Origin of the sequence: Dietzia sp. DQ12-76 (assembly GCF_014145045.1) — a bacterium.
Lineage (GTDB): Bacteria > Actinomycetota > Actinomycetes > Mycobacteriales > Mycobacteriaceae > Dietzia.
Window position 1 is genome coordinate 1 of the sequence record NZ_JAALDV010000415.1, and the last position, 1520, is coordinate 1520.

The 1520-nt window shown below is 70.2% G+C and carries 1 protein-coding gene; it reads left to right on the plus strand.

Annotated features, from left to right (window positions below; all coding sequences use genetic code 11):
* The first annotated feature begins 145 nt into the window (after positions 1-145).
* Complete coding sequence (locus G6019_RS13610) at positions 146-1357, plus strand: NADH:flavin oxidoreductase (protein WP_182612195.1); 1212 nt, start codon at positions 146-148, stop codon at positions 1355-1357.
* Positions 1358-1520 lie beyond the last annotated feature (163 nt).

Below are 1520 nucleotides of genomic sequence, written 5' to 3' on the forward strand. Positions count from 1 at the left end.
CGCGCCGGTGGGTGGCCGGTAGGGCCCCGGCGGGGCGCCCCGGGCCGTCGGTGGCCGGCCCGGACGCGGAACCTGCTTTGCACTCAGTGCAAAACTGCTGGCCAAAGCGCATGAACGGCGGATTGAAACGCGTTATAGTCCGTCCATGCCCCTCTCACCCGGTACCCCCGCCCCCGATGTCTTCAGCCCGGCCAAGATCGGAAACGTGACGCTGCGCAACCGCATCGTCAAGGCCGCGACCTTCGAGGGCCGCTGCCCCGAGGGTCGGGTCACCGACGAACTCATCGAGTTCCACGCCGAGTACGCCCGCGGCGGCGTGGGCATGACGACAGTCGCCTACCTGGCCACCTCGCCCGAGGGTCGGACCGACCGGCACCAGTACCACTGGGGAATGAGTGACGGCGGCATGCTCCGCAAGCTCACCGACGCCGTGCACGCCGAAGGTGCGGCCGTGTCCGCGCAGGTCGGCCACGCGGGGGCGGTGGCCAACTCCGCCTCCACCCGGATGCCGGCGATGGGACCGTCCCGGATCCCGGCCCCCACGGGCATGTCGCTCACCAGGGCCTGCACCGAAGCGGACATCGACCGGATCGTCGAGGACCATGTCCGCGCGGCCCGCGGCGCGGCCGAGGCCGGGTTCGACGCGATCGAGGTGCACTTCGGGCACAACTATCTGGTCAGCGAGTTCCTCAGCCCTCGGCTCAACAAGCGTAAGGACTCCTACGGCGGGTCGCTGGAGAACCGTGCCCGGTTCGCCCGCCGCATCGGCCGCGCCATCCGCGACGCCATGGGTGACCGGATCGCGGTGACCATGAAGCTCAACATGGACGACGGCGTGCCCGGCGGCTTCTGGATCGACGAGGCGGTCCAGGTCGCCCGGTGGATCGAGGAGGACGGCTCGGCGGATGCCCTGGTGATGACCGTGGGCAGCTCGCTGCTCAACCCCATCTACCTCTTCAAGGGTGACGCGCCGCTGCACGAGTTCGCGGCCACCCAGCCGCCGGTGATCAAGCTGGGGATGAAGGTCGTCGGCCCGCGGATGTTCAAGGAGTACCCCTACACCGACGCCTACATGCTCGACGACGCCCGCCAGATCCGCGAGGCCGTCAGTCTGCCGATGATGCTGCTCGGGGGGATCGTCGACCGGCCGTCGATCGACAAGGCGATGACCGCGGGCTTCGAGTTCGTGGCGATGGGGCGCGCTCTGCTGCGCGAGCCCGACCTGCCCCTCACGCTGCAGGCCGACGACCGTCGGCGCTCCCTGTGCGTCCACTGCAACAGATGCATGGCCACGATCTACAGCGGGAGTCGCTGCGTGCTGCGCGAGCACGTGCCGCCCATCCCCGCGCGCAGGTGACCCGGGGCGGCCTCTCACCGGCTGCCCGGCAACCGCCCGGGTCACGTCGGCGGTGGGACGCCCCTGCGTGAGACCGGCGTGACGCTACGGTGGAACCCGAGGAGGCCCGCTCGAGTGGTTCGGGCCGGAAGGGAACCACATGTCGAGGCGACGGATCACCGAC